Origin of the sequence: Pseudomonas sp. S34 (assembly GCF_009866745.1) — a bacterium.
In the GTDB taxonomy this organism is placed as follows: Bacteria; Pseudomonadota; Gammaproteobacteria; order Pseudomonadales; family Pseudomonadaceae; genus Aquipseudomonas; species Aquipseudomonas jessenii.
On sequence record NZ_CP019398.1, the window covers coordinates 5,434,184 to 5,455,423 of the forward strand.

Annotated in this window: 19 protein-coding genes and 1 pseudogene; 8 read left to right on the top strand and 12 right to left on the bottom strand. The window is 61.4% G+C overall.

Annotated features, from left to right (window positions below; genetic code table 11):
* Positions 1–19: 19 nt before the first annotated feature.
* The gene (gene quiC, locus PspS34_RS24310; protein ID WP_057713205.1) at positions 20–1,921 is read right to left on the bottom strand and encodes a 3-dehydroshikimate dehydratase QuiC; all 1,902 of its coding nucleotides are present in this window, start codon (positions 1,919–1,921) and stop codon (positions 20–22) included.
* Between the two features lie 505 nt (positions 1,922–2,426).
* Between quiC and PspS34_RS24315 the strand changes: the two genes are divergently transcribed.
* A complete protein-coding gene (locus PspS34_RS24315) occupies positions 2,427–3,764 on the top strand; it encodes an MFS transporter (RefSeq protein WP_154862147.1) in 1,338 nt (445 codons plus the stop codon).
* Between the two features lie 127 nt (positions 3,765–3,891).
* On the opposite strand, the gene PspS34_RS24320 is transcribed toward PspS34_RS24315, so the two are convergent.
* The 4 genes from PspS34_RS24320 to PspS34_RS24335 all read right to left on the bottom strand — a co-directional run bounded on the left by PspS34_RS24320 (position 3,892) and on the right by PspS34_RS24335 (position 7,785).
* Positions 3,892–4,770 carry a DMT family transporter gene (locus tag PspS34_RS24320; RefSeq protein WP_057713203.1) on the bottom strand — a complete coding sequence of 293 codons (879 nt, stop codon included), beginning with the start codon at positions 4,768–4,770 and terminating at the stop codon, positions 3,892–3,894.
* A 109-nt stretch (positions 4,771–4,879) separates the two neighbouring features.
* The gene (locus tag PspS34_RS24325) at positions 4,880–5,695 is read right to left on the bottom strand and encodes a sugar phosphate isomerase/epimerase (RefSeq protein ID WP_154862146.1); all 816 of its coding nucleotides are present in this window, start codon (positions 5,693–5,695) and stop codon (positions 4,880–4,882) included.
* Between the two features lie 2 nt (positions 5,696–5,697).
* Positions 5,698–6,753: a Gfo/Idh/MocA family oxidoreductase gene (locus tag PspS34_RS24330; RefSeq protein ID WP_154862145.1), complete on the bottom strand. Its 1,056-nt coding sequence runs from the start codon at positions 6,751–6,753 to the stop codon at positions 5,698–5,700.
* A gap of 255 nt (positions 6,754–7,008) precedes the next feature.
* On the bottom strand, positions 7,009–7,785 hold the full coding sequence (locus tag PspS34_RS24335; protein WP_154862144.1) for an IclR family transcriptional regulator: 777 nt from the start codon (positions 7,783–7,785) through the stop codon (positions 7,009–7,011).
* Between the two features lie 175 nt (positions 7,786–7,960).
* Between PspS34_RS24335 and PspS34_RS24340 the strand changes: the two genes are divergently transcribed.
* From PspS34_RS24340 to PspS34_RS24355, 4 genes are all read left to right on the top strand, one after another.
* On the top strand, positions 7,961–9,709 hold the full coding sequence (locus PspS34_RS24340; RefSeq protein WP_154862143.1) for an FAD-dependent oxidoreductase: 1,749 nt from the start codon (positions 7,961–7,963) through the stop codon (positions 9,707–9,709).
* Complete coding sequence (locus tag PspS34_RS24345; protein WP_154862142.1) at positions 9,693–10,526, top strand: aldo/keto reductase; 834 nt, start codon at positions 9,693–9,695, stop codon at positions 10,524–10,526. The genes PspS34_RS24340 and PspS34_RS24345 overlap by 17 nt, the downstream gene beginning before the upstream one ends.
* Before the next feature lie 226 nt (positions 10,527–10,752).
* Positions 10,753–11,646 carry a neutral zinc metallopeptidase gene (locus tag PspS34_RS24350; RefSeq protein WP_154862141.1) on the top strand — a complete coding sequence of 298 codons (894 nt, stop codon included), beginning with the start codon at positions 10,753–10,755 and terminating at the stop codon, positions 11,644–11,646.
* Positions 11,647–12,606: an alpha/beta fold hydrolase gene (locus PspS34_RS24355; RefSeq protein WP_154862140.1), complete on the top strand. Its 960-nt coding sequence runs from the start codon at positions 11,647–11,649 to the stop codon at positions 12,604–12,606.
* A 143-nt stretch (positions 12,607–12,749) separates the two neighbouring features.
* On the opposite strand, the gene PspS34_RS24360 is transcribed toward PspS34_RS24355, so the two are convergent.
* From PspS34_RS24360 to PspS34_RS24370, 3 genes are all read right to left on the bottom strand, one after another.
* Positions 12,750–13,343 carry an HAD family hydrolase gene (locus PspS34_RS24360; protein WP_008052432.1) on the bottom strand — a complete coding sequence of 198 codons (594 nt, stop codon included), beginning with the start codon at positions 13,341–13,343 and terminating at the stop codon, positions 12,750–12,752.
* On the bottom strand, positions 13,340–14,209 hold the full coding sequence (gene tesB / locus PspS34_RS24365; protein WP_090451550.1) for an acyl-CoA thioesterase II: 870 nt from the start codon (positions 14,207–14,209) through the stop codon (positions 13,340–13,342). The genes PspS34_RS24360 and tesB overlap by 4 nt, the downstream gene beginning before the upstream one ends.
* A gap of 106 nt (positions 14,210–14,315) precedes the next feature.
* The gene (locus tag PspS34_RS24370; protein WP_150813523.1) at positions 14,316–14,885 is read right to left on the bottom strand and encodes a GNAT family N-acetyltransferase; all 570 of its coding nucleotides are present in this window, start codon (positions 14,883–14,885) and stop codon (positions 14,316–14,318) included.
* A 79-nt stretch (positions 14,886–14,964) separates the two neighbouring features.
* Between PspS34_RS24370 and PspS34_RS24375 the strand changes: the two genes are divergently transcribed.
* Together PspS34_RS24375 and PspS34_RS24380 are read left to right on the top strand one after the other, a co-directional pair.
* On the top strand, positions 14,965–15,885 hold the full coding sequence (locus PspS34_RS24375) for a histone deacetylase (RefSeq protein ID WP_154862139.1): 921 nt from the start codon (positions 14,965–14,967) through the stop codon (positions 15,883–15,885).
* A 283-nt stretch (positions 15,886–16,168) separates the two neighbouring features.
* Positions 16,169–17,410, top strand: coding sequence for a TIGR03862 family flavoprotein (locus PspS34_RS24380; protein WP_178122802.1), 1,242 nt, complete (start codon positions 16,169–16,171; stop codon positions 17,408–17,410).
* Between the two features lie 117 nt (positions 17,411–17,527).
* Here the strand turns inward: PspS34_RS24380 and PspS34_RS24385 are convergent, their stop codons facing one another.
* Both PspS34_RS24385 and yedA read right to left on the bottom strand, forming a co-directional pair.
* Positions 17,528–18,868, bottom strand: coding sequence for a DEAD/DEAH box helicase (locus tag PspS34_RS24385; RefSeq protein WP_154862137.1), 1,341 nt, complete (start codon positions 18,866–18,868; stop codon positions 17,528–17,530).
* A gap of 78 nt (positions 18,869–18,946) precedes the next feature.
* Positions 18,947–19,879, bottom strand: a complete 933-nt coding sequence (gene yedA, locus PspS34_RS24390) for a drug/metabolite exporter YedA (protein ID WP_154862136.1) — start codon at positions 19,877–19,879, stop codon at positions 18,947–18,949.
* A gap of 166 nt (positions 19,880–20,045) precedes the next feature.
* Here yedA and PspS34_RS24395 point away from each other — a divergent pair, with 166 nt between their 5' ends.
* On the top strand, positions 20,046–20,498 hold the full coding sequence (locus PspS34_RS24395) for an Lrp/AsnC family transcriptional regulator (protein WP_102670812.1): 453 nt from the start codon (positions 20,046–20,048) through the stop codon (positions 20,496–20,498).
* A 25-nt stretch (positions 20,499–20,523) separates the two neighbouring features.
* On the opposite strand, the pseudogene PspS34_RS28735 reads toward PspS34_RS24395, so the two are convergent.
* Both PspS34_RS28735 and PspS34_RS24400 read right to left on the bottom strand, forming a co-directional pair.
* A pseudogene (locus PspS34_RS28735) lies at positions 20,524–20,610 on the bottom strand (metal ABC transporter ATP-binding protein); the annotation flags it as partial.
* A gap of 24 nt (positions 20,611–20,634) precedes the next feature.
* Entirely contained in the window at positions 20,635–21,240 is a 606-nt protein-coding gene (locus tag PspS34_RS24400; RefSeq protein WP_150813529.1) for a 3'-5' exonuclease, read from the bottom strand.

The following is a 21,240-nucleotide window of genomic DNA, read 5'->3' on the forward strand; positions in this document are numbered from 1 at the left end:
TCCCGCGTTTACGAATTACCTACAACTTCGCCTGGCGCAATGCGCCACTACGGGATTTGGCCATGGCCGCCAGGCGCACCGCGACGTTGGCCGCGCCGTAACCGGCATAACCGTTTTTACGCTGGATGATCTCGAAGAAGAACCGCCCCTCGAAAGGCTCGGTGTACACATGAAACAGTTCACCGCCCTGGGCGTCGCGGTCGTACAACACATTGTAGTAGGCCAGCTCACTGAGGAACTCGTCGTCGAAATCGAACCGCGCCGCCAGGTCATCGTAGTAGTTGAGCGGAATATCCAACAGCGGCACGCCCGCCTCTTTTGCACGGCTGACCTGGGCAAAGATGTCATCACAATCAAACGCGATGTGGTGCACGCCGGAGCCGCGATAACTCGACAGCGCGTGTGAGATCGCGGTGTTGCGGTTCTCGGAAATGTTCAGTGGCAGGCGGATCGAACTGTCCCGGCTACGCAAGGCACGGCTCTTCACCAGACCATAAGGATCCGGCAGCACGACTTCATCGTCTGCCTCGAAATCCAGCAGGCTCTTATAGAACAGCACCCAGCTGTCGAGGCTGTCGGCCGGCAGCGCCATGGCCATGTGGTCGATGCGCTTGAGGCCACCGCTGACCGGTGCATCCGCCAGCAGATTGAAGTCGGTACCGTAGACGTCGGCATCCTGGTCCACCAGATAAATCAGGCTGCCATCCGGCGCACGCACCGCCGCCAGTTCCAGTTCATTGGGGCCCACCAGCCCGCGATAGGGTTGACCCTTGTAAGCCACGGCTCGTGCCAGCGCACTGGCGCTGTCCTTGACTCGCACGGCGGTAGCGCACAACGAAGGGCCGTGGGCTTCGAAAAAGCTGTGGCCGAAGGAGTAAGGTTCAGAGTTGAGGATCAAATTGATATCGCCCTGGCGCATCAGGCTGACGCTCTTGGAACGATGCTGCCCGGCCTTGACGAAACCCAGTCGCTCAAGCCAATGCGAGAGCTTGGCGCCGAGGCTTTCGTCCACGGCGAACTCGAGAAACTCGATGCCGTTGTACTCACTGGCCTTGGGCGTTTCGAACAGAATCTCAGAGTTGGTCGCAGGCTTGGCTTCCTGGGCCAGACGCTCGCGGGTTTTCTCTTCCAGGTACAGCAACGAACGCAAGCCGTCGGCGGCGTTGGCTCGTGGCGGCGCGGCGCGGAAGCCATCGTTGAAGATTTCCAGCGACAGAGGCCCGGTGTAGCCACTCTTGATGATCGGCGCGAGGAAGCCCGGCAAGTCGAATTCACCCTGGCCCGGGAAGCAGCGAAAATGCCGGCTCCACTCCAGCACGTCCATGGCCAGGATCGGCGCGTCAGCCATTTGCACGAAGAAAATCTTGTCGCCGGGGATCTCGGCGATAGCACTTGGATCGCCCTTGAGCGACAGGGTGTGAAAGCTGTCCAGCAACACACCGAGGCTTGGGTGATCGGCCTGACGCACGATGTTCCACACCTGTTGCCAGGTGTTCACATGCCGGCCCCAGGCCAGTGCTTCGTAGCCGATGCGCAGGCCACGTGCCCCGGCGTGCTCGGCCAGCAGTCGCAAGTCGTCGACCAGAACCTGTTCATCACCGATGGACTCGGCCGAGGCATTGCTGCACACCAGCACCAGGTCAGTGCCCAGCTCCTGCATCAGGTCGAATTTGCGCTCGGCGCGTTCCAGGTTGCGCGACAGGCGATCGCGGCGGCAGCCTTCGAAATCACGGAACGGTTGAAACAGGGTGATGGCGATCCCGAGATCGGCGCACATCTGTTTAATTTCCCGTGGACTACCGTCGTAGTAGAGAAGGTCGTTCTCGAAAATCTCGACGCCGTCGAACCCGGCGGCGGCAATGGCTTCGAGTTTTTCCGGCAGGGTACCGCTCAAGGATACGGTGGCAATGGAACGCTGCATGTTTCGGCTCCCGGTGGAGGCTTCGGCTACAGGGAATTTGCGCCGCTTTTAAAAGAGTGGACGGATTATTGAGCTGGTCGATGCATTGAGCAATTTAAAGTGTACTACCCAGTTAGTTTTGCGTGCGATTATCGAACACAATGGCCGATAGCGAATTGACGATTTTTTGTTCACTGCGCAACATCAACACCACATTGGGTCCGGTCTTGAAATCGTCGGCCCCGGTCAACAAGACCCAGAACACCACATAAAAATTTCAAAAAACGGGTATACGCTCATGCGCTCATTCAACGCCTTGCTCACTCGCTCTACCGTCATTACGCCTTGCCTGGCGTCCATCCGAACCCCGCGCTCCGCCGGCACAACCGTGCCGCTCGCTGAATAACCCGTCAGCCGACGAACACAGCCGATCAGCCCTTTCGCGCACGCCGCGACAGACCGATTGATCACGCGCCCTTGAAGTCACGACGAGCCCCGCTTGTCAGTCATTGAACGGATGGCACACATGATTCCTTCTCAAAGTTCTCGCATGGCACCTGCCATGAGCACCGCCACAGGTGGCATCGGCGACAAGATTCGCGGCGCCATGGCAGTCGGCAAAACCCGTTGGGGCATGCTGGCGCTGGTGTTTTTCGCCACCACCCTGAACTACATCGACCGCGCCGCCCTGGGCGTGATGCAGCCTATCCTGGCCAAGGAAATGAGCTGGACGGCGATGGACTACGCCAACATCAACTTCTGGTTCCAGGTCGGTTACGCCATCGGTTTCGTGCTGCAAGGCCGTTTGATCGACCGGGTCGGCGTCAAGCGCGTGTTCTTCTGCGCCGTGCTGCTCTGGAGCCTGGCGACCGGTGCCCACGGCCTGGCCACTTCGGCGGTCGGCTTCATGGTCTGCCGCTTCATCCTCGGCCTGACCGAAGCGGCCAACTACCCGGCCTGCGTGAAAACCACGCGCCTGTGGTTCCCGGCCGGTGAACGTGCGGTAGCCACCGGTATTTTCAACGCCGGGACCAACGTCGGCGCGATGTTCACGCCGATGCTGCTGCCACTGATCCTGCACGTCTGGGGTTGGCAAGCCGCGTTCCTGTGCATGGCATCACTGGGCGGGATCTGGCTGTTGTTCTGGGGTTTGAAGTACTTCAACCCGGAAGACCACCCGAGCGTGAAACAGTCGGAGCTGGACTACATCCAGAAAGAAGTCGAGCCGGAACAAACCCGCGTGCCGTTCTCGAAAATCCTGCGCATGCGCGGCACCTGGGCCTTCGCCCTCGCCTACTCGATCACCGCACCGGTGTTCTGGTTCTACCTGTACTGGCTGCCGCCGTTCCTCAACCAGCAATACAACCTGGGCATCAACGTCACCCAGATGGGTATCCCGCTGATCATCATCTACCTCACTGCCGACTTCGGTAGCGTTGGCGGCGGCATCCTCTCCTCGTTCCTGATCGGTCGCGGCGTCAACCCGATCAAGGCGCGACTGATGTCCATGTTCCTGTTCGCCTGCTGCATCATCGGCGTGATCATGGCGGCCGGTTCCAGCAACCTGTGGGTCGCGGTGGCCGCCATCTCCCTGGCCATCGGCGCGCACCAGGCCTGGACCGCGAACATCTGGAGCCTGGTGATGGACTACACGCCCAAGCACATGATGAGTACGGTGTTCGGCTTCGGTGGCATGTGTGCGGCGATTGGCGGGATGTTCATGACCCAACTGGTCGGCCACATCCTGACCATCACCAACAACAACTACACCGTGCTGTTCACCATGATTCCGGCGATGTACTTCATCGCGCTGATCTGGATGTACTTCATGGCACCGCGCAAGATTCCGACCGTCACTGACTAAAGTTAAGCGCAATGCCCCTGTGGGAGCGGGCTTGCTCGCGAATGCGCAGTGTCAGTCGATATTTATGGTGACTGACACTCCGCTTTCGCGAGCAAGCCCGCTCCCACCGTTGTTTTCCGGTTACTTTCTACTTGCGGCTTTGCTGCCACGCCGCCGCCAACCCGCTGCAGCAGATCACGGCGATGCCGAGCACGGTGGTCAGTGTCGGCGTATGGGAAAACAGCAGCCAGCCCAGCAGGCCGGCGAAGATGATCTGGCAATAGCTGAACGGTGCCAGCAGTGCCGGTGCCGCGAGGCGGAAAGCCTGGGTCAGGAACAGGTGAGCCGTCATCCCGCAGGCCCCCAGCGCCAGCATCATCGCGCCATGCACCAGGTTCGGCGTCTGCCAGAAGAACGGCACCAGCGCACTCATCACCAGCGTGTTGCACAAGCCTGCGAAGAAGTTACTGGTGGTCGGGCTGTCGATCTCACTGAGCTTGCGGGTCAGCAGTTGGTAGAAGCAGAAAAACAGCGCCGAGCAGAACGGCAGCAACACCGCCGGGGTAAACAGATCGCCCCCGGGGTGAACGATGATCAGCACTCCGCTAAAACCGAAAATCACCGCCAGCCATTGCCCCCGGGTCACCCGTTCGCCAAGCAGCGGTACCGACAGCGCGGTGACCAGTACCGGAGCGAGGAAGTTGACCGACGTGGCCTCGGCCAGCGGGATGTACATCAGCCCCGTGGTGAAAAACAGACTGGTGCCCAGCAGGCACAGCGCCCGGATCACCTGCAGCAATGGCCGTTTGGTACGCAGCACCCGCAACCCGGACTGCGGCAGGAAAATCCCGGCCATCAACAAGGTGTGAACCACGTAGCGCGCCCAGACCACCATGACAATGGGATAGAAACCGGAGAGGTATTTGGAAAAGGCGTCGTGGGTGGAAAACAGGAAGGTTGCGACAATGATCAGCAGGATCCCTTTGAAGGGCTGATTGACGCCGGAAAGCGGGGTGCTGACGGTCATTGGGTTTCCTTACATAAAGTCAAAAGCATCACGGGCAAACCACGCTTCCACCCAGTCAGCATAGAACCTGTGGGAGCGTGGCTTGCCCGCGATAGGTGCGCAGCACCGATTACAGCCGCGCAAACAATTCCCGGGTTTTATCCAGCGCCATCTGCGCCCGCTCCAACCCACTCACGCCCTGCTCCAGCAACTGCACGGTGGGAATCTCCAGGCTCAATGGAATGTCAGCCGGCAAAATCCCCAACAACCCCTGCAGATCACAATCGCCATCGCCGGGAAAACGCCGTTCGTTACGCGCCTGGCGCAAGATCTCCGCCATATCGGTCGGCCGTAGTCCTGCGACGTCACACAACTGTGCATACCGTAACCGTGAGGGAGCAACTTTGGCCAGATCTTCCAGGCGCGATCCCGAACGATCGAAGTGGAAGGCGTCCACCAGCACTCCGCCGTTTCCCCGCCCGGCGTTTTCTACAATACGCACGGCTTGTTGAAGATTGCGCGCATCGGTCCAGGGCATGAACTCCAGATGCGGGTGCAGCCCGTAGAGTGCCGCCAGATCACAGAGTTCGGCAAAATGTTCCGTCAGCCGTTGTTCATCAGGGTCGTTGCCGGCCACCAGCAATTCACTGGCACCCAATTGGGCACCCACCGCCAGGATTTTCTCGAAGTCGGTAACAACGGTCTCCGGCTTGAGACGCAGAATTTCGACGTCCAGCACCCCGATACCGGTATCGCGCAGACGCGCCAGGGTTTGGCGCCGCAATTCGCTGTCGGCCACCAAGGCAAAATGGTGTTCCTCAGGGGTTGCCGGTACCAGGCGCAAGCCGACATGACTGTAACCGGCCCGCGCGGCGACCTCGACCATGTCGGGCGGTGATAACTCCAGCACGGTCAGGCTGGCCAGGGAGAAGATACGCTCGCTCATGCTCACCCCTCGATCAAGGATGGCGCGCAGGCACGCCCGGTTTCGGCGGCTTCGCGGATGGCTTCAATCAGCGCCAACGTACGCGCGGCATCGGCGGCACTCACCAGCGGCTCGACCTCCCGGCGCGCAACTCGCACGAAGTGCTGCAACTGCAAGCGCAGGGCTTCATCGGCACTGAAGCTTTCCTGGGTTGCCAGCAACGGTTGATGCCAGCCGCCATCGACTTCGTTGTAGTGCCAGCGTTTAAGCTGCGGAATACTCAGCGCCCCACCTGTCCCGGCCAGCAAGTAGCACGGTTGATCAGGATGACGCGGATACACCGGGTTCTCCCCCGAATCCAGCTCCCAGCTCCAGGGTGCAGCCACCGCATCGGAGCCGGTCAGGCTGCCCAGTGCACCGTTGTCGAATTGCAGCAGTATTGCCGCGCAATCTTCGTTGGCAAACCCGCGAATGGCGTTGCTGGTGATGGCCTGAACCTGGCGCACTTCACCGCACAAATGCCGCAGCAGATCGAGGTCGTGGATCAGGTTGGTCAACAGCATCCCCGCGCCGGCCTCGCGGCGCCAGGGTGTTTCAAAATAGCTGTCGGGCTTGCGCAACTGCCAGAGCGCCGTTACCGTGGTCAACCGACCCAATGCGCCGCTGTGGACAAGCTCGTGGGCGCGGACGATCAGCGGATTGTGGCGACGATGATGTCCGACCAGTACCGGAACGCCACTCGCCTTCGAGGCAGTCACCAGCTCCCTGGCTTCATCCAGGTGCACGCCCACCGGTTTTTCCAGCAATACCGGCACGCCGGCCGCGAGGCAATCGAGGGCCGTGCTGACGTGCAGCGTGTTCGGGTTGGCGACTATCACGGCGTCCGGTTTCGCCTGCTCCAGCATCTGACGATGATCGGCGAAACAGGCTACGCCCCATTGCGCCGCAAGACTGGCCGCCTGCGGTCCCGGATCGGCCACGGCGCACAACGTCGCTTCAGTCAGGGATTGCAGATGCTGGTAGTGCTGCTGGCCCATGTTGCCAGCACCGATCAGGGCGATGCGAAGTGGCGAATTCAAGATACGGTCCTCTTGTGAGTGTTATTGGAGCGATGAACTCCAATAATTTAGAACCTGGTTCCAGATTCTTACACAGACCTATCCTGAAAGTGTTCGAACAGCGCACAGCTTCTCAAGCTGAACACTGTTCAAAATGTGGGAGCGGGCTTGCTCGCGAATGCAGTGAGTCAGCGCCATCCAGATCCCATGACACACCGCATTCGCGAGCAAGTCGGATCGCCGCACCGCCGCTCCCACAGTCGATTTGCACAGGCCTTAGTTGAACAACTCCGAGGCCAGACTCGCCGCCGACAACTCCTCGGTGTACGCCAGCAACAACGGCGCCAGCTCATGCAGCCGCGCCCCCGGCATCCGTGCACTCGGCCCGGCGATGCTGAGCACGCCGATCACCCGCCCATCGGCGGGATGGCGCACCACTGCCGCAATCGCCGAAGTGCCGACCGCCGAGCTCTCCTCGACCCAGGCGTAGCCCTGGTCCCGCGCCAGACGCAGGCGTTCGAGCAATTCGATGTTCGAGCGCGGCGCGTTCGGCCCCACATGTTCCGGCACTTGTGCGCCCTGCCGCTCCACCAGCGACAAGGCTTCGGCATCGCTCATGCAGGCCAGCCACGCATGCCCCGAGGCGGTGTAAAACAACGGCGCATCGCGGCCCATGTCCGGGTCGTAACGCAGACCGGAGCGCGCGCCCTGGGACTTGGCGATCCAGGTCTGACGCTCACCGTCGATCACCCCGAGACGCACCAGTTCGCCGGTTTCCTGCGCCAAGCGGTCAAGCACTGGCTGCACGATGTCGGCACCGCTGCTCGACAGGTAACGGAAGCCCATCGCCACCAGTTTGGTCGAGAGGTGATAACGCAGATTATCCGGATTCTGCCGCACGTAACCGAGGCGGATCAGCTCGGCCAGCAGGCGATGGGTCGCGCTCTTGGGGATATCCAGTTGCTCTGCCAGGGTCTGCATCGGCAGGCCACGGGGATCGCTGGTGAGACTTTCGAGCACACTGAAAACACGTTCGATCTGACTGCCGGCCATGGTCGCTTCCACGCAAAATTTGCTCGATTCTAGAAGACATCTGAACGAATGCGAAATCTGGAACTGAACGTTCGATAACCGCCCGTTTTACACCCTCAAGACTTGTTCGGCTTCACCTGATTCTTATATTTTCTGGAACAAGATTCCAAAACAATAAAACACCGGAGTTCAAACAATGCCTGCCCAAGCGCACTTTCTTCCCGACATCGACTGCGATGTGCTGATCGTTGGTTCCGGTGCGGCGGGACTGTCGGCGGCCGTGACCGCCGCGTGGCATGGACTGAAAGTCATAGTGGTAGAAAAGGACCCGGTGTTCGGCGGTGCCACGGCCTGGTCCGGTGGCTGGGCCTGGGTGCCTTGCAACCCGCTGGCCCGACGCGCAGGCATCGTCGAAGACGTTGAACTGCCGCGCACTTACCTGAAACACGAACTGGGCGAGCGCTTTGATCCGGCGATGATCGACGCTTTCCTGGAAGCCGGCCCGCGGATGGTGTCGTTCTTCGAGCAGCACACCTCGCTGCAGTTCGCCGACGGCAACGCCATTGCCGACATTCATGGCGACACGCCGGGGGCCGGCACCGGTGGACGCTCGGTGATCGCCGCCCCGTACGACGCACGAAAAGTCGGCACACTGCTCAAGCGTCTGCGCAAAACCATGCGGGAAACATCGTTCATGGGCATGCCGATCATGGCGGGGGCGGACCTCACGGCATTCCTCAACCTGACCCGTTCACTGTCGGCGGCCTGGCACGTTACGCGGCGCTTCAGCCGCCACCTGTTCGATCTCGTCGTACATGGCCGGGCGATGCAACTGGTCAACGGCGTGGCCTTGGTGGCGCGCCTGGCGAAATCCGCCGATGACCTCGGTGTGTTGCTCTGGGAATCAGCGCCCGTGAGCCGATTGCTGCGCGAGAATGACCAGGTACGAGGCGCGGTGGTCAACACCGCCAAAGGCTCGGTGCGCATCCATGCACGCAAGGCCGTGGTGCTCGCCGCGGGTGGTTTCGCCAATGACATCGACCGCCGCAAGGCCCTGTTCCCCCGCACACCGACCGGGCATGAGCATCTGGCCTTGCCGCCCCTCGGCGTTTGCGGCGATGGCCTGCGCCTGGGCGAAAGTGCCGGTGCCCGGGTGAATACCGACATGGCGTCCGCCGTCGCCTGGGCACCGGTTTCGCAGGTGCCGCACAGCGACGGCAGCACGGGACACTTCCCGCACATCATCGAGCGCGGCAAGCCGGGCATCATCGGGGTGCTGAGCAACGGCCAGCGCTTCGTCAATGAAGCCAACGGCTACTACGACTACGTCACGGCCATGGTCGCCGCCGCCCCACCGGGTGAAGAAGTGGCGTCGTGGCTGATCTGCACCCATGGCTTTCAGCGTCGATATGGCCTGGGCATCTCTCGGCCATTTCCGGTGCCGCTGTCATCCTTCATCCGCAGCGGCTATCTGAAAACCGGCAACACCCTTGAGGAATTGGCTGCAGCCTGCGGCATCGACCCGGTTGGCTTGCGCACCACCGTGTCGGACTACAACCGCCACGCGCGCAACGGCGAGGACCCGCAATTCGGTCGTGGTTCCACACCCTACAACCGCAAGCAGGGTGACGCACTGCAACAGCCCAACCCATGCGTCGCGCCGATCGAACAAGGCCCCTTCTATGCCGTGAAAGTCCAGCCGGGCTGCTTCGGTACCTTCGCCGGGCTCAAGGTCAACCATCATGCCCAGGTCCTGGACGGCGCGGCGCAACCCATCGCCGGCCTGTACGCGGCGGGCGGCGACATGGCCAGCATCATGGGCGGTCACTACCCCGCTGGCGGCATCAATCTCGGCCCGGCGCTGACCTTCGGCTACATCGCCGCGCGCCATATCGCAGGCGTCACTGCTTATGAAAAGGAGATCGACCATGCAGCACATCATTAACGCTCAGGGTTTGAACATGCCGAAACTCGGCCTCGGCACCTGGCCAATGCTCGGCGAGGAATGCACCCGAGCAGTGGAGCAGGCTCTGGCCCTGGGTTACCGGCACATCGACACGGCAGCGGCCTACAACAACGAAGACGCGGTCGGTCAGGCGCTGGCGAACAGTCCGACACCCCGCGAGCAGATCCACGTCACGACCAAAGTCTGGTGGGACCAACTGCAACCCGACGCCATGCGTCACTCCATGGACCGTAGCCTCAAAGCCCTGCGCAGCGAATACGTCGACCTGTTCATGCTCCATTGGCCAACCACCGATTGGGATTTGCCGCGCACCATAGAAACCCTGGTGTCGTTCAGGGAGCAAGGCCTGGCGCGCAACATTGGCGTGGCGAATTTTCCACTGCCCCTGCTACGCAAAGTCGTCGAAGAACTGGGGGCGCCGCTGTCGGCGATCCAGGTCGAGTACCACGTGCTGCTCGGACAAAACGCCCTGCTCGACTACGCCCGTCAACAGGATCTTGCGCTGACAGCCTACACGCCACTGGCACGCAACAAGGTATCCGACATTCCGGCCATCCGGCGGATCGCCGCGAAACACGGCGTACTGCCGACGCAGGTCGCGCTCAAATGGCTGCTCGATCAACCCAATGTGGCCGCGATCCCCAAGGCCAGCAGCGAGCCCAATCAATTGGCCAATCTCGCGGCACTCGATGTTCGACTGGATGATGAAGACCGTGCCTTGATCGCCAGCCTGTCCAAACGCGAGCGCCAGGTCAGCCCTGACTTTGCGCCGGTGTGGGATGCATTCGACGAATAATCCGCAAGACCGGCGATCGCCCTCACGATAAAAACCCATCGCCCAACGGAATTCGATGGGTTATCCGTGTTCAATACAAGCCTGAAACCTTTTCGGCAACTCTTCACGGGTGGCCGGGAATCAACCTGTACGCGAAAAAAAGACGGACGATCGGACTGGCGCCGCTCCCACTTGGCAGCAACACTCATCGCACGGAGCTTTACCCGGAACAGAAGAGGATTCCCACATGCTATGGAAAAAAGGCCGACGCAGCGACAACGTGGTCGACTCCCGTGGCGATGATGTCGGCGGTGGCGGCGGCGGCATGCGTTTTGGCGGTGGCAAGGGTTTGAGCCTGACGGCGATCCTCCTGATTGTCGGCATCGGCTGGATCACCGGCCAGGATCCACTGCAGATCCTCGGACAACTGACCGGGCAAATGGAGCAGCAATCGGCGCCCGCCACCAACCAGAGTCGCCAGGCACCGCCGGCCAATGATGAGAGCGCGGAATTCGTGCGCTCGATCCTCGGCGATACCGAAGACACCTGGGGCGCGATATTCCAGCAGGCCGGCCGCCAATATAAGGACCCGACCCTGGTACTGTTCAGCAACCGCGTGAATTCGGCCTGCGGTCTGGCCACCTCGGCGACCGGCCCCTTCTATTGCCCGGCCGACCAGAAGGTCTACCTGGACATGGCGTTCTTCCAGGAAATGTCCCAACGCTTTTCCGCCGCGGGCGACTTCGCCCAGGCCTACGTGATCGCTCACGAAGTCGGACACCATGTGCAGACCCTGCTTGGGGTGTCCACGAAAATTCAGGCAGCGCGCCAACAAGGCCGGCAGATGGAAGGCGACGGTGGTTTGCTGGTTCGCCAGGAACTTCAGGCCGATTGCCTGGCCGGCGTCTGGGCCAACAATGCGCAGAAGCGCCTGAACTGGCTGGAACCGGGCGACATCGAAGAAGCACTGAACGCCGCGAACGCCATCGGCGACGATCGTTTGCAGCAACAGGGTCAGGGCCGTGTGGTCCCGGACTCATTCACCCATGGTACGTCGGCGCAACGGGTGCGCTGGTTCAAAACCGGTTTCGCCCAAGGCCAGGTTGGCCAGTGCGATACCTTTGCGGCGAAAAATCTGTAAATGAAGAAGTGGTTGTTGGTTGTTCTGTTTACTTGCACAACGTCCCAGGCCGCCGAGCATGGGGTCAAGGAACTCAGCTCAGGGCGCCTGCTGTTGAAGTCAGGTGAAATCGCGGTGGGCATCAGCCCCGCCCCGGCAAAAATCGAACGGGTGCTGATCATCCTCCACGGTCGCTTGCGCAATGCGCAAACCTATCTGCAGAGTGGTGAGCACGCGGCCGAACTGGCGGGGCAAAGCGCAACGACCCTGGTGATCGCCCCGCAATTCCTCAATGAAACCGACGTTGCGGTCCATCCGGTGGCCGACACCGTTTTGCGCTGGCAAGGCAATGAATGGATGGCCGGCGGCGAATCCACGGCACCCTTTCGGCTGAGTTCCTACGCGGCGCTCGACGAAATCATCGCCCGCTTGGGTGACCGTCAGCAGTTTCCGGATGTGAAGCAAATCGTCATCGCCGGGCACTCCGGCGGCGCGCAGGTGGTTCAGCGCTATGCGTTGCTCGGTCACGCGCAATCCGACCTCGATGCTGCCGGCGTGCAGGTACGCTACGTGATCGCCAATCCGTCCTCCTACGCTTATTTCGATGAGCGCAGGCCCGTGGCATTCAGCCACGCCGGTTGCCCGAATTTCCATCGCTGGAAGTACGGGCTGGCGGATTTACCGGCTTACGCCGAAGGACAAACCGCAGCACAGTTGCAGGAAAGTTACCTCAAGCGTGAAGTCGTTTATCTGCTGGGGCAGCAGGACACCGACCCGAATCATCCGGCGCTGGATAAAAGCTGTGAAGCCAGGGCGCAAGGGCCGTCTCGATTGGCGCGCGGGCGTTTTTACTTCGATTATCTGAAGCGGCTGCAACTGCAAGGGTTGAAGCAGCAATTGGTTGAAGTGCCCGGGGTCGGGCATAACGGGGATGGGATGTTTACCTCGCCAGAGGGGCAGAAGGCATTGTTCGGGCAGTAGTATTTGTGGTGTCTGGAAGGGCCTCTTCGCGAGCAAGCCCGCTCCCACATTGGACCTGCGGTGTACACATCATTTGTGAGCACCCGAGATCAAATGTGGAAGCGGGCTTGCTCGCGAAAGCGGTTCACCCGACAACAACGCCCTCAAGCCGAAAGCATCTGCCGCAACTCAACACAATCCGCCGCATGCCAATCGGTCAATTCCGGCCATGGATTATCCGGCAGATTCACCAACACAGTCCGCGCTCCCGCTGCCCGCCCACAATCGAGATCGAAGCGGTAATCACCGACCATCACCATCTCGCTCGCCGGCACCTTCCATGCTTCGGCCAGTTTCAGCAACCCGCCCGGATGCGGCTTGGGCGGAGCATCATCGCGGCCCAACACATCCTCCAGCGCAAAGCAGTCGGCCAGGCCAATGGCCTCCAGCGTGACATGCGCCAGCTCCCGGGCGTTGCGCGTGAGAATGCCCAGGCGATAACCACGCCCGGCCAGTTCGCGCACCAGTTCCACCGCGCCCGGCGCCGGTTGCGAACCAAGGGCCAGGTCCCGCTCGTGCTCCAGCAGCCACGCATGTTTGGCTGCGGCTTCATCGGCCGGCAGTGCGGCGAGGTGGGTCAGGATGTCGTGTTCGGCAGGAATCGCCAATGCCACGCGAATCGCCGCGAAGTCGTGCACGGCCACCGTCAGGGTGCCGTCCATGTCGAACACCCAGTGACGCACGTCGGCCAGGCTCATGCCCAATCCTTGCGGTGACGGATCAAGCCTTCCTGGGTGACCGAGGCCACCAGTTGCCCGGCGCGATTGAACACGCTGCCACGGGAGAAGCCACGGGAATTGCCCGCCCACGGACTGTCCATCGCATAGAGCAACCAGTCATCGGCACGCAGATCCTGGTGGAACCACAGCGCGTGATCGAGGCTGGCGACCTGCATATCCTTGTGCCACACCGACTTGCCGTGGGGCTGCATCGAGGTGACCAGCAGACCGAAGTCCGATGCATAGGCCAGCAGGTATTTATGCAGCGCCGGCGAATCGGCCAGCGCCCCGTCGGCGCGGAACCAGACGTACTTGACCGGATCGGAGGGCAGCGGGTTGTAGGGATCTTTCTCGGTCACCGGGCGAAATTCGATCGGCTTCGGGCACAGCAGTTTTTCGCGCATTTTCTCGGGGATCAGGTGCGCGCGCTGCTGGGTGATTTCGAGTTCCGATGGCAGGTTTTCCGGACCGACCACTTGCGGCATTTCGGTCTGGTGCTGAAAGCCTTCTTCGTCGTACTGGAACGACGCACTGCACGTGAATATCGGGTGGCCCTTCTGGATCGCCGTCACCCGACGCGTGCTGAAACTGCCACCGTCACGCACCCGGTCAACCTGATACACCACCGGCAACCCGGCATCGCCTGGGCGCAGGAAATAGCCGTGCATCGAATGCACATGACGCGCCTCTTCAACCGTCTGACTGGCCGCCGACAGCGACTGACCGAGCACCTGACCACCGAACAGCTGACGAAAACCCAGGTCCTGGCTACGGCCACGGAACAGGTTTTCTTCGATCGGCTCCAGCGTCAGCAGGTCGACCAGATCTTCCAACACTTGGCTCATTCAGACTCTCCTCACACAACGCAATACCGCGCAGTCTTGGCTGCGGCGGTCGATTCAGTTTCTGGCCCGGGCCAACATGTGGTCCATTGTAAACGTCCGTGTCAGGTTATCCATGCAAGGTTTGCAGCCATTGTTCACGGCTGATGCGGTACAACACGTGGTGATGCAGGGGATGATCGACGGAGAGCTTGGGATGATCGAAGTCATCGGCCGGATCGTGATGCATGCCAATCGCCTGCATGACTTTCTGCGACGGCAGATTACTGTCAGCGGTAAAGGACACGACTTCGCTCAGCAGCAAGCGGTCAAACCCGCAGCGCAGAGCGGTCCACGCCGCTTCACTGGCGTAACCCAACCCCCAGTGCTCGCGGGCCAGGCGCCAGCCGATTTCCGTGGCCGGGGTGAAAGGCGCGTCGAAACCGACCACACCGAGCCCGGTAAAACCGATGAATTGGCCGGTGTCCTTGCGTTCCAGAGCCCATAGGCCGAAACCGTGCTCGGCGAAATGACCACGGATTCGCCCGATCAATGAGGCGCTCTCCAGCCGACTCAAGGCTGCCGGGAAATAGCGCATCACCTGCGGATCGGCGCACATCGCCGCAAAGTCAGGTAAATCTTCGTCGCGCCACTGGCGCAACAGCAGCCGAGCGCTTTCAAGCTCCAGTATTGGCTCCATCGTGCCCCGCCCCTCCATTTCAATGTCGCCAGTCTACAACGCTGGTAGGATCCGTCTCTCATTCCTACATGAAATGACCATGCCACTGCCGCTGATTTATCACGAAGACTACAGTCCAGAGTTTCCGGCGGATCACCGCTTCCCCATGGACAAGTTCCGCCTGTTGCGCGATCACCTGGTGGGCAGCGGCCTGACCCGCGACGCCGATCTGCTGCGCCCGGACCTGTGTCCCGCAGAGATTCTCGCCCTCGCCCATGACCCTTCGTATATCGAGCGCTACATGAGTGGCGAATTATCCCGCGAAGACCAGCGCCGCCTCGGCCTGCCCTGGACCGAAGCCCTGGCCCGACGCACGGTGCGGGCGGTGGGTGGTTCGTTGCTGGCGGCCGAGCAGGCGCTGGAGCATGGTCTGGCCTGCCACCTCGCGGGCGGCACCCACCATGCGCACTACGATTACCCGGCCGGGTTCTGCATCTTCAATGACCTGGCGGTGATCAGCCATTACCTGCTGGAAAGTGGTCGGGTGAACCGCGTGCTGATCTTCGATTGCGACGTGCATCAGGGCGACGGGACTGCACGAATACTTCATAACACCCCGGAAGCGGTGACCGTTTCCCTGCACTGCGAGAAGAACTTTCCCGCACGCAAGGCCGAAAGTGATTGGGACATTCCACTGCCCAAAGGCATGGGCGATGCCGACTACCTGAAGGTGGTGGACGATGCACTCAACTACTTGCTGCCGCTCTACCAACCGGATCTGGTGCTGTATGACGCCGGGGTCGATGTGCATAAGGACGACGCCTTGGGTTATCTGAAGCTGACAGACGAAGGCGTCGCCGCCCGCGATGAAAGCGTGATGCGCCATTGCCTGGGCCGTGACATTCCGGTGGTCGGTGTAATCGGCGGCGGCTACAGCAAGGACCGCCAGGCCCTGGCACGCCGTCACGGCATCCTCCATCACAGCGCGCAGCGCGTATGGCAGTCATCAGGTTGTCACTGAGCTGTGGATGCTTTACCCACAATGCCTGTGGAGCTGCCTGTGGATAACCTGAGTGAAAGGGCCTGCAGCCCATGCGGAGCTTGAGCTACAGAGCACTGGTTGTTTTTTAACCAACCTTTTATAAACAACAAAAACCAAATGTGGGAGCGGGCTTGCTCGCGAATACAGTGTGTCAGGCGCCATAGATGTCAGCTGACACTCCGCTTTCGCGAGCAAGCCCGCTCCCACATGGATTTGGGCTGGTAGAATGCCCGGCTTATCCCGCCAGACCGCAGCGCACTCCATGACTCGATCCTTACCAGCCCTCTCCCCTCACGTCGCCATCATCGGCGGCGGCCCCGCCGGTCTGATGGCGGCCGAAGTGTTGAGCCAGGCCGGGATCAAGGTCGACCTGTACGACGGTATGCCTTCAGTGGGGCGAAAATTCCTCCTGGCCGGCGTCGGCGGCATGAACATCACGCACTCCGAAGCCTACCCGGCATTTCTCTCACGCTACGCCGAACGCGCCCCGCAGATCGCCCCGCTGCTGCGCGGCTTCGGCGCCGAAGCGTTGTGTCAGTGGATTCATGAACTGGGCATCGAGACCTTCGTCGGCAGCTCCGGCCGGGTATTCCCCACCGACATGAAGGCCGCGCCGCTGCTGCGCGCGTGGCTCAAACGCCTGCGCGACAGTGGCGTAGTTATCCACACCCGCCACCGCTGGCTCGGCTGGGACGAGCGTGGCGGATTGCGTATCGACAGCCCGGAAGGTGAAACAACCGTGCAAGCCGACGCCACCCTGCTCGCCCTCGGTGGCGGCAGTTGGTCGCGCCTGGGTTCGGACGGCGCGTGGATGCTGCCACTGGAGCAACGCGGCGTAGGACTGGCGCCGTTGCAACCCAGTAATTGCGGCTTCGAGGTGCAGGCCTGGAGCGAATTGATGGTCAGCAAATTCGCCGGCTCGCCGCTGAAAAACATCGCCATCGGCCTTAACGATGACGTGCCGCGACTCGGCGAATGCGTGATTACCGCCACCGGAATTGAAGGCAGTCTGATCTACGCCCTGTCGGCCCCCATCCGCGAGGCAATCAACCGGCACGGTTCGGCAACCATTCATCTGGACCTGTTGCCGGGCCGGCCTGTGGATAAAGTTGCAGCGGCGTTGAGCAAACCCCGGGGATCGCGCTCCATGGCCAAGCACCTGCACAGTCAGTTGGGCATCGATGGGGTCAAAGCGGCGCTATTGCGTGAACTGACCAGCGCCGACTGCTTTGCCGATATGGCCTTGCTGGCCAACGCGATCAAGGCTTTGCCACTGACACTGGTGAAAACCCGTCCACTGGACGAGGCCATCAGCAGTGCTGGCGGGGTGTTGTTCGAGGCGATGGATGAGCGTTTGATGCTCAAGCAACTGCCTGGCGTGTTCTGCGCCGGGGAAATGCTCGATTGGGAAGCGCCGACCGGCGGCTATCTGCTGACCGCGTGTTTCGCCAGTGGGCGAGCGGCGGGGTTGGGGATGGTGGAGTGGTTGCGGCGCAAGGGCTGACGACCGAGGTGCGCCCTTCGCGAGCAAGCCCGCTCCCACAGGGGATTTGTGAACGACACAGATCCAGTGTGGGAGCGGGCTTGCTCGCGAAGGCGGCCTAACAGACGCAGGGGTAAATCAAGGCTTACGCTTGCGCGGCCCGGTATTGAACACCGGCACCTTGCGCACAGGCTTGATCGAAGGCTCCGCCGGCGCAACCTCACCGCTATCAACCCACCGACCCAGATTGCGTTTACCACCGCCACCACCGGACGCCTTGGGCTTCTTCGGTTTTTTCGGCTTCTTGACGACCTGGCCACTGGCATCGGTGTCCGGCACGCGGTGCTCGGGCTCGAAGTCCGGCTCGTTCTGCCGCTTCAAAGTCTGGCGGGTCAGCATCTCGATGGCCGACAGCAGATTCACTTCATCGGCGCAGACCAGGGAAATCGCCTCGCCGGTCGAACCCGCGCGGCCGGTACGACCGATGCGGTGGATGTAATCCTCAGCGACGATCGGCAAGTCGAAGTTGACCACCAACGGCAGGTCTTCGATGTCCAGGCCACGGGCTGCCACGTCGGTAGCGACCAGGATCTGCACTTCACTCGCCTTGAAGCGGTCGAGCGCACGCTGGCGGGTCGCCTGGGGTTTGTCGCCGTGGATGCCGTCGGCGTTGATGCCCAGGCCCTGAAGTTTCTCCACCAGCGCGTCCACGCCGTTGCGGGTCTTGGCGAACACCAGCACCTGCTTCCACTTGCCCTTGCGCATCAGGTGCACGAACAGTTCCGGCTTGCGCTTCTTGTCCACCGTCACGATCCATTGCTTGACCGTATTGGCTGCGACGTTGCGCGGGCTGACTTCGATAGTCAGCGGATCGTTGAGCATCTGCCCGGCCAGCAGGCGGATGTCATCGGAGAAGGTCGCGGAGAACAGCAGGGTCTGGCGCTTTTTCGGCAACGTCTTGTAGATGTTCGCCAATTCTTCGGAGAAGCCCAGGTCGAGCATGCGGTCGGCTTCGTCCAGCACCAGGGTCTGCAACTGGTTGAACTTCAGCGCGTTCTGGCGGAACAGGTCGAGCAAGCGGCCCGGGGTCGCCACCAACAGATCGACACCGCTGCGCAGCTTCATCATTTGCGGGTTGATGCTGACGCCGCCGTACACCGCGTAAGTACGCAGCGGCAGGTTTTCGGCGTACTGGCGCACGGCTTCGTGAACCTGCTCGGCCAGCTCGCGGGTCGGTACCAGGATCAGCGCGCGGACCGAGTTGGCGGTGACTTTCGGCCCTTCCATGGCCAGCAGTTGTAGCAGCGGCAGGGCGAAACCGGCGGTCTTGCCGGTGCCAGTCTGGGCGGCGGCCATCAGGTCGCGACCGGCCAGCACCGCCGGAATGGCTTGCGCCTGAACCGGCGTCGGAGTCTGGTAGCCGAGCGTCTCGAGGGAGCGCAGCAAGGGTTCGATCAGGCCAAGGGTGGCGAAAGTCATGGGAATACCGTAGGAAAATTCAGCGCGGGTTGTTCAAAACAAGTGTGCAAAACAAGATGCAATGCCGCGCAGTTTACCCTAATTCACACGGGATTCTGTCGGCACTGCCGTCACCACCAATGGCCGCTCTGGCGTGCGACGCCATTGTGGCAAGCCGATCAACACCACGGCACTGATGATCACCGCCATCGCCAGGGCTTCTTCGATGCCAATGGTTTCGCCGACGAACACGATCCCCAGCAACACCGCCACCGCCGGGTTGACGTAGGCATAACTGGTCGCTGCCGCCGGACGCACGTGCTTCAACAGGTACATATAGGCGTTGAAGGCGATGATCGAACCGAACACGGTCAGATACGCCAACGCGGCCCAACCTTCGATCGGTGGCACCTTTTCCAGGTGCTCACCGCTGACTGCGCTGGCAATCAGCAACACGACGCCGCCCACCAGCATTTCCACAGCGCTGGCCATCGCGCCCTGAGGCAACGGCAGGTGTTTGCTCCAAACAGAACCAAACGCCCAGGTCGCCGCTGCAAAAATCAGCAACGCCGCACCCAATGGACTCGATTGCAGGTTGGAACCCAGGTTGAGCATGGCGATTCCGATCAAGCCGAGCACAATCCCGGCCCATTCGAGACGGGTATTACGTGCGCCCCAGAAATATCCGCACAGCAAGGTAAACAGTGGCACCGTCGCCACCGCCAAAGCCGCCACCCCGGAGGCGACGCCCGTGTGCTCGGCCACACTCACAGCGCCGTTGCCGCACGCCAGCAGCAGAATCCCGATGATCCCGGCGGCTTTCCACTGCGCCCAGGTCGGCGCCGGCGCCCCGCGCCAGCGCAGAAAGGCGTACATCAAAGTCCCGGCAATGACGAAACGGATACCGGCGAGCAACAACGGCGGCCAGTACTCCACGCCGATGCGGATCACCAGGTAGGTCGAGCCCCAAATCACATACAAGGCGAAGAAGGCAGCGATCAAGGGTAAAGGAAAGCGACGAAAGCCGGACATGGAGGCAGCTCACAGGCAAGTACAAGTGAACGGCTATTCTAGAAAGGCTAGCGCCGGAAAATAAGTTACAAAACCTGTTTAAAGCGCCGGTACACTTTTCAAAACACGGAGTTCAGCGCTATAAACCGTGATTTCGAAAGTCGGCTATTTTCAGGAGTCACCCCCGATGGATAAGTACGACCGCATGCTGCTCAGCGCCCTGCTGGAAAACGGTCGCGCGTCCTACGCGGACCTGGCGCGCAAGGTCAACCTGTCCGCCCCGGCCGTGGCCGAGCGCGTGGCCAAGCTCGAAGCCAGCGGTGTGATTACCGGCTACCAGGCAAAGGTCGACATGGCCAAGCTCGGCCTGCCGATCCAGTGCGTGATCGAACTGCGTCTGAACCAGCACGGCAACCAGAAAGCCTACGACGACCTGATCAAAATCCCGCAATTGACCGAATGCCATCGGGTGACCGGCGATCCCTGCGTGATCATGCAAGCGGCGGTGGGCTCGATGCCGGAGCTGGAAGAGCTGATCAACCGGATCGCCACGTTCGGGTTCAGCAAGACGTCGATTGTGTTGTCGAGCGCGATAGAGAAGCGGGTGCCGCTGGGGCAGTTGGAGGCGAACGGCAAGTAACCCCAAGACCACAGCATATCCAATGTGGGAGCGGGCTTGCTCGCGAAAGCGGTGTGTCATTCAACAATGATGTTGGCTGAACTGGCGCTTTCGCGAGCAAGCCCGCTCCCACAGGGGATTTGCGGTGTTTTCGGAATCAGCGATAGCGCTTGAGGTGTTCGTTTACCTTCGCCGCCGGCACTTTCTGCAATTTGCACAGCAAGTCATGGGACAGCTCGCGCAAGCCGTGCTTCTGGCGCAACTCTTCGGCCAGGTGTGCCGTAAGGTTGGCCGCCATCTCGGCATCGGCCATGGCCCGGTGGGCCTTGCCGGTGTGGGGCAGGTTGGCGAACGTGGTGAGGGTGCCGAGTTTGTGGTTCGGCGCGGCGGGCATCAGGCGGCGAGCCAGCAGCAGCGAGCAGGCAAAGTTCTGCAGGCGGGTGCGTTTGATTCGCCCCAGTTCGAAGTCCCAGAACTTCTGGTCGAACGCGGCGTTGTGCGCGAGCAACGGCGTGCAGCCGACGAATTCATTCACTTCGTTCATCACCTGCTCGGCCGACGGGGCGGTGCGCAGCATGGCGTTGCTGATGCCGGTGAGTTGTTCGATGAAGGCCGGGACGCGCACGCCGGCATTCATCAGGCTTTGGTAACGCTCGACGATGCGCCCCTGTTCAAGGATCACCACGGCGATTTCCGTGGCCCGGCAACTGCTGCTCGGTGAGATCCCGGTGGTTTCAAAGTCGATGACTGCGATGCGTTCCAA